Annotated in this window: 6 protein-coding genes; 3 read left to right on the top strand and 3 right to left on the bottom strand. The window is 72.0% G+C overall.

The window, feature by feature from the left end:
* Positions 1 to 142: 142 nt before the first annotated feature.
* A complete protein-coding gene (locus MXD58_RS16905) occupies positions 143 to 901 on the bottom strand; it encodes an SAM-dependent methyltransferase (RefSeq protein WP_248837561.1) in 759 nt (252 codons plus the stop codon).
* A gap of 337 nt (positions 902 to 1,238) precedes the next feature.
* On the opposite strand from MXD58_RS16905, the gene MXD58_RS16900 reads away from it, so the two are divergent.
* Entirely contained in the window at positions 1,239 to 2,999 is a 1,761-nt protein-coding gene (locus MXD58_RS16900) for a serine/threonine-protein kinase (RefSeq protein ID WP_250609530.1), read from the top strand.
* A 55-nt stretch (positions 3,000 to 3,054) separates the two neighbouring features.
* On the opposite strand, the gene MXD58_RS16895 is transcribed toward MXD58_RS16900, so the two are convergent.
* Both MXD58_RS16895 and MXD58_RS16890 read right to left on the bottom strand, forming a co-directional pair.
* On the bottom strand, positions 3,055 to 4,872 hold the full coding sequence (locus tag MXD58_RS16895) for an MDR family MFS transporter (RefSeq protein WP_248837559.1): 1,818 nt from the start codon (positions 4,870 to 4,872) through the stop codon (positions 3,055 to 3,057).
* A gap of 54 nt (positions 4,873 to 4,926) precedes the next feature.
* Positions 4,927 to 5,466, bottom strand: a complete 540-nt coding sequence (locus tag MXD58_RS16890) for a MarR family winged helix-turn-helix transcriptional regulator (protein ID WP_248837558.1) — start codon at positions 5,464 to 5,466, stop codon at positions 4,927 to 4,929.
* Positions 5,467 to 5,851: 385 nt separating this feature from the next.
* Between MXD58_RS16890 and MXD58_RS16885 the strand changes: the two genes are divergently transcribed.
* Complete coding sequence (locus tag MXD58_RS16885; protein ID WP_248837557.1) at positions 5,852 to 6,367, top strand: hypothetical protein; 516 nt, start codon at positions 5,852 to 5,854, stop codon at positions 6,365 to 6,367.
* A gap of 46 nt (positions 6,368 to 6,413) precedes the next feature.
* The coding region (locus tag MXD58_RS16880) for a hypothetical protein (RefSeq protein ID WP_250609528.1) at positions 6,414 to 6,664 on the top strand (251 nt) is incomplete at its 3' end.

Below are 6,664 nucleotides of genomic sequence, written 5' to 3'. Positions count from 1 at the left end.
CCCCGCCCCCCCCCCCCCCCCCCCCCCCCCCCCCCCCCCCCCCCCCCCCCCCCCCCCCCCCCCCCCCCCCCCCCCCCACGGCCGAGCGCGGATACTCACCCGGTGCGCTCCCTCCGCCGACGGGCACCCAGCGGGCTCGTCGTTACTTCCGACGCGCCGCCAGGAGCAGACGACCCGAGCCGACGGCGAACGGCGCGCCGTCCGGGTCGCCATAACGGCTCAGGTCGACGAACCCGGCCTCCGTCAGCAGTTCGCCGAGCTGGCCGCTGGTCCAGACGTGGTGCACGGCGCTCGCGTGCAGGATCCGCGATCCCTGGGTGAACTGGTGATGGCTGATCAGCTGGCTGGCCGTGGCGTCGTACTCGAACGTCGTCTCGACGGTGATGTCGCCCGTCCGCATGGTTCGCGGCTCGCCGGTGAAGCCGGGCAGCACCGACTCGGCGGCGCCACCCACATCGATCACCAGCCCACCGCCCGGGCGGACGGCGGCGGCGAGGGCGGCGACGAACTCCCGCGTGCCGACCGGATCGAAGTAGCAGAAGCTGTTGCCGAGGCACACGGCGGCATCGAAGACACCCAGTTGCGTGAGATCACGCATGTCACGGTGCTCAAACGTCACCGCGGCCTGTTGACCGGCCGCCGCGCGCCGCGCATGGTCGAGCGCCTCCGCGGACAGGTCGACGCCGGTGACCCGGTGACCATGCGCGGCCAACGCGAGGCTGTGCCGCCCGCTGCCGCAAGGGACGTCGAGGATCCGCGAGCCCGCCGCGAGTTCGAGCCGGGCCTCGACGAACGCGACGTCAACCGCGGTCCACTCCGGGGCGGCGACGCGACGCCAGAACTCGTTCGGAAGATAGGTGAAGAAGTCCGCGTACCACGCGGACGGGATGTTCGTGCTCAACGCAGGTTGCTCCATGATCCCGATGGGATGTCACGTGGACTGAGGAAAACTCGAGGTCCAACGGGTCACCGGGAGAACGGAGCATGCGCGACCAGCACCGAGGGGACCACGGCGCGAATCCTCACCGGCGACCCGGGACGAGGCCCGGGGCAGGCATTGGCATCCTCCGCAAGCGCGTCCGCCGGGAACCCCCCGGCGGGATGTACCGATCACGTTAGGACACGCGGCGACGGTCCCGCAACGCATTTTCGCGCCGCTCCGGCCCCGCCCGGAGGATTCGTGCCACCTCCGCCCCGTATTCTCTGGACAAATCAATCCAGATCGGGAGGCGGCGACGGTGGAGCCCCTGCGTCCCCACGATCCGGAAGTGATCGGTAGCTACCGGCTGGTGCGGCGTCTCGGCGCCGGCGGCATGGGCCGGGTGTATCTCGGCCGCAGCGCCGGCGGTCGGACCGTGGCCGTCAAGGTGATCCGTTCCGAGCTGACCGGCGATCCACGGTTCCGCGAACGGTTCCGGCGCGAGGTCGACGCGGCCCGCCGCGTCGGTGGGATGTGGACGGCGCCGGTGCTCGACGCCGACCCGGACGCCGCGGACCCGTGGCTGGTCACCGCGTTCGTCCCGGGCCCGTCCCTGCAGGACGCCATCCGCGGGCACGGCCCGCTGCCCGCAGCGAGCGTGCGGGCACTCGGCGCGGGGCTCGCCGAGGCCCTGATCGACGTGCACCGCGCGGGACTCATCCACCGCGACCTCAAACCGTCCAACGTGCTACTCAGCCTGGACGGCCCGAAGGTCATCGACTTCGGCATCTCGCGCGCGGTCGACGCGACTGCGCTGACGAACACCGGCGCGGCCGTGGGCTCCCCCGCGTACATGGCACCGGAGCAGATCAGTTCCGGCGACGTCGGGCCGGCCAGCGACATCTTCGCCCTCGGCGCGGTGCTGACCCACGCCGTCACCGGTATGGGCCCGTTTCAGGCACCGAGCGTGCCCGCGATGATGTACGCGGTGATGTCCCGGGAACCGGATCTCACCGGGGTGCCCGCCGAGTTACGCGGACTGGTCACGGCCTGCCTGCGCAAGTCCCCCGTCGAGCGGCCCACGCCGCAGGCGGTGCTGGCGAGCCTGGGCGCGACCGACGGCGCGGCGACGCTGATCGCGCCCGGCTGGCTGCCCGCGGCACTGGTCACGGCGCTCAGCCGGCGTGCCGTGACGCTGCTGGATCTCGACGCCCCGCCACCGACGTCCCCGGCGGCCGCCGCCTTTGTCGCTGGTACCGGGCAGGGATGGAGCACGGACGATCCGGCGACCGCGGCGCCGACCCAGGCGCCGGTGGCGGCGCCGAACCCAGGCGGCCCTGGCGCCCACCCCACCGGTGCCCCGACCGGCCCTGGCCAACCGGCGGGTACCGGTCCGCCTCCGCAGCAGCTGGCCTCGCCGGCACCTGCCCCGCCTCCACCGTCGGAGCCGCAGCCCGGATCGCGCCGGACGCTGCCGGTCCCCCCGCTCGCCGTGGGCGTCGGGGTGGTCGGCGTGGGCCTGGTGGTCCTGCTCGTCGTCCTGCTGTATCTCCTCGGTTCCGCGAACCGCCGGGGTGACGCGCGCCCCCGCGCCACTCCGACCGCCGCGGGCGGCGGCAGCACGACCGTGGGCTCCAGTCCGGACGCCGCCCGTTCCGGGCCGACGACCGAAACCTCCACGCCCGAGGCCGGTTCCGGCGCGGTCCCGGCCAGTTACGTCGGTACCTGGCGAGGCACGATCACCACCGGCCGCGGCATTTCCGAGGCCGTCGTGATCACCTTGCGCGACGGGCGGGTCGGCGACACCGTCGCGCATTCGGAGGTCAGCGTGAACGGGCTGGAGAGCCTGAGCACCGAGCCGATCCGCTGCGTCGCCGACCTTCGGCTGATCAGCACCGCCGATGGCACGACTCTGGAGGACGTTCCCACCGGCGGCCCCGAACCCACCCTCCTCGGCCTGCCGGTCTGCACCCACGGCGGCCAGGTGACGCTGCGTCTGCGGGTGGGCGGCAGTATGCAGTACAGCTCCGACGCCCCCGGCTCCGGCGACCCCGTGGGCATTCTCGTTCGCGAACGCTGATCATCCCCGGTGCCGTTTCCGGCGCCGGGGATCGGCGATCAGGGATCGGTGCGGCTCAGTTCGTGATGCTGGTGCCGGCCCGTTCCGCCTGGGCGGCACGCGCCACCTCGTCCTTGCGGACGGTCTCGATGAGCGCGTTCTCGGCCTCGGTCGCCTGGGTCAGGGCCGCCTCGATCAGGGCCGCCTCGATCAGGGCCGCCTCGGCGCGGTTTGCCTCCAGGCCGGAGACCGTGCGCAGCGGCACCTCCCGCAGCAGCAGTGCGAGCGGCACGGCGAGCACCATGACGATGGCGGCGACGATGAACACCAGGTCGAGGGCGTTCGAGAAGCCGGTCAGGAACGGGTGGGCGATGGCCTTGTCGAGCCCGTGCAGGAAGGCGGTGTCGTTCAGCGAGCCGCCGGAGCTGACCTGCGCCACCTGGTCGGGATGGGCGGTGGCGGCCGAGATGAACGCCGGGTCGCTGCCGGCGGCGGTGTACGCGGAGCCGATCCGGTCGGACGCGGCGCCGAACAGGATCGACAGGAACACCGCGGTCCCGAGCGTGCCGCCCATCTGGCGGAAGAAGGTGCCCGACGAGGTCGCCACGCCGATGTCCTGGGGGTCGACGGCGTTCTGCATGGCGACCTGCAGGGTCTGGGTGTTCAGGCCGACCCCGACGCCGAACAGCAGCATCAGCAGGTCGGTGTGCCACAGCGGCGTGTCGGCGTGCAGGAAGGACAGCAGCCCGAGGGCGACGACCAGGGCGACCGACCCGATGACCGGGAAGATCCGGTAACGGCCTGTCCGCGAGGTGATCTGCCCCGCGATCATGGAGGCGCCCATCAGTCCGATCATGAGCGGGATCATCAGCAGCCCGGCCTTGGTCGGCGACGCGCCCTTGACGATCTGCAGGTAGAGCGGGATGCAGGCCAGTCCGCCGAACATCCCGAGACCCACCATCAGGGACACGGCGGAACCGACGGAGAAGGTTCGGATGCGGAACAGCCGCAGCGGGATCAGCGCGTCGTCACCCATCCGCCGCTCGGCGGCGAGGAAGGCACCCAGCCCGAGCACGCCGACGACGTAGCAGATCAGCGCCACCGGCGAGGACCAGCCCCACTCCCGGCCGCGCTCGGCGACCAGCAGGAGCGGCACGACGGCGAGGATGATCGAGACGGTCCCCCAGGTGTCGATCCGGGTCTCCCCGCGCTGCCGCCGGGGAAGGTGCAGCACCCGCTGGACGACGGCGAGGGTGAGGATGCCGATCGGCACGTTCACCCAGAAGATCCACCGCCAGCCCGACAGGCCGGCGATCGTGTCCTGGCCGGCGAAGAAACCGCCGATGACCGGGCCGAGCACGCTCGACGTCGCGAAGGTCATCATGAAGTAGCCCATGTACCGGGGGCGTTCCTGCGGCGACAGGATGTCCGCGAGGATCGCCATCGCGAGGGCGATCAGGCCGCCGGCACCGAGGCCCTGCAGGGCGCGGAACCCGGCCAGCATGTACATGCTCGACGCCAGCCCGCACAGGGCGGAGCCGACAATGAAGATCGAAATTGAGATCATGAACAGCGGCTTGCGCCCGTAGATGTCGGACAGCTTGCCGTAGAGCGGCGTCGAGATCGTGGACGTGATCAGGAAGGCGGTCGTGACCCATGCCTGCACCGACAGGCCGTGCAGGTCGTCGCCGATGCTGCGGATCGCGGTGGTGACGACCGTCTGGTCGAGCGAGGCGAGGAACAGGCCGAGCAGCAGCGCGACCATGATCTCCAAGGTCTGGCGATGGGTGAGCGGGCCGGTGGGGACGGCGGCACCGGCTCCGGCGTGCGCCGAGGCATTGTCATGGGCGCGGTCGGTCCCGCGCCGGGTTTGCTTGGCTGATCGCGTAGACATCTGCCATCCAGGTGTTTGCGGTGGTGGCGTGAAGAAGTGGGCGACGCAGGCCGGCTACCGGCCGGAGCGCGTCGACGGGGCGCCGGGCGCGTCGGCCCGCTGGGCCACGTTGGCCTGGTGTTGCTCGAATTCGTTGTCGAAGCGGCTCAGCAGGGCGGCGAAGGTGACGATGTCCTCGCTGCTCCAGCCGGAGAGCATCGCGGCGTATTGCGCGTCACGGTTGCGGAGGTGCTCCCGGTAGACCTGCCCGCCGGCCTCGGTGACCGCCAGCACGACGGCCCGGCCGTCGTCGGGGTCCGCGCGCCGCTCCACGTAGCCGTCGCGCACCAGGCCGGCGACCTGCCGGCTCACCGTCGAAGGGTCTGACTGCACCGCGGCGGCGAGGGAACCCAGCCGCATCGGGCCGCCGGCGGCCAGGCTCGAGATCAGGGCCTGCGCGGCCCGCTCCACGTCGTGACGGGCGGTGGCGAGGTACTGGTGACGGGCGCGGCCGAACGTCCGCTGCATCCGCGTGAGCTCCTGCGCGAGCTGGGCGACCTGCTGGTCCCGCCAGTCCGCCGACTCCTGGCCGGTCGCGGGCCGGATGGTATCCATGATCGATAAATCCTTCTCGCGCATCGTCATCCGCCTGTCAGCGCAGGAGCTCGAACGAGGCCCCAATCGGGCTCTCCAGCGCGCCACCGCACGCCGCGAACCCCTCGGATCGAGGACTGTATGCTTGCATCATACAAGTAGTAACTCGGCACCCTGCTGCTTTTCATCCCTCACGTTCACGTGAGATGACGCACAGGCGCGGCACGTGGAGGCACCGCGGCGCGCCCCTGGCTGGTCGCTCCGAGGGGCCCGGCGCCGGATGGCCTCGGCTTGATCGGTCCGAGGCGTGCCCAAGCAGGTGGAGGCCCGCTGCCGGCGGCGATCTCCACCCGGTCTCCACCCGTGGGCCGAGGCGACCGACTTCCTAGATCACGATGCTGGATCCATGACGACGACAGACTGGATCCTCGACATCGTGCTCATCCTGGTTGTCCTCCGGCAGGTCCGGGAGGCCCGGGTCGACCTTCGGTTCGTGCTGGTGCCGCTCGGCATCGTCAGCTGGAGCGCGCACAGGTACCTGCACTCCGTCCCCACCGCCGGAAACGACCTCGTCCTCATCGCGCTGTTCGCGCTCGTCGGCACCGTCCTGGGCGTCACCGGCGGCCTGGCCACCCGGGTGCGACACGACGGCAGCCACCCGCTCGCCCAGGCCGGCGCGGCCGCGGTCGTCCTCTGGCTCGTCGGCATGGGCGGTCGGCTCGTCTTCCAGGTCTGGGCCAGCCACGGGGGCGGAGCCACGCTCGCCCGATTCAGCGCGGCCCACGACATCACCTCAGACCAGGCCTGGGTCACCGCCCTGCTGCTGATGGCCTTCGCGGAGGTCGCCACCCGGATCGGGACGATCGTCATCCGCGCGGCCGCCGAGAGCCGGACCGCCCGGCCCGAGCTCGCCCGCGTGTGACGCGAGAGCCGACATGCCTTCTCTTTCCGGCAGCTATCGTCAGCGCGTGCCGACCCCCGCCGCCCCGCCAGTCGAGCGGCGGGGGGCGAGCGCCGCCCAGATCGACAACCCGAGCGTGCGCTACGCGACCACCGCTGTGCTCATCCTGGTGGCGGCGCTGGTCGTCCCGTCCGGGCTCACGGGGGCGCGCGCCACGGCCACCGTCGCGCTGCTCGTCGTCAACTGCGCGGTCCTCGCGACGCGCCACCTGCCGGCCTCAGTGCTCCCGGCCCGGCCCCGGATCGCGCTGCTCGTCGT

Source organism: Frankia sp. AgKG'84/4 (assembly GCF_023242965.2).
Taxonomy (GTDB): domain Bacteria; phylum Actinomycetota; class Actinomycetes; order Frankiales; family Frankiaceae; genus Frankia.
The sequence above is the reverse complement of the archived record's forward strand: the minus strand, read 5'-3'. Positions and strand labels throughout refer to the sequence as shown.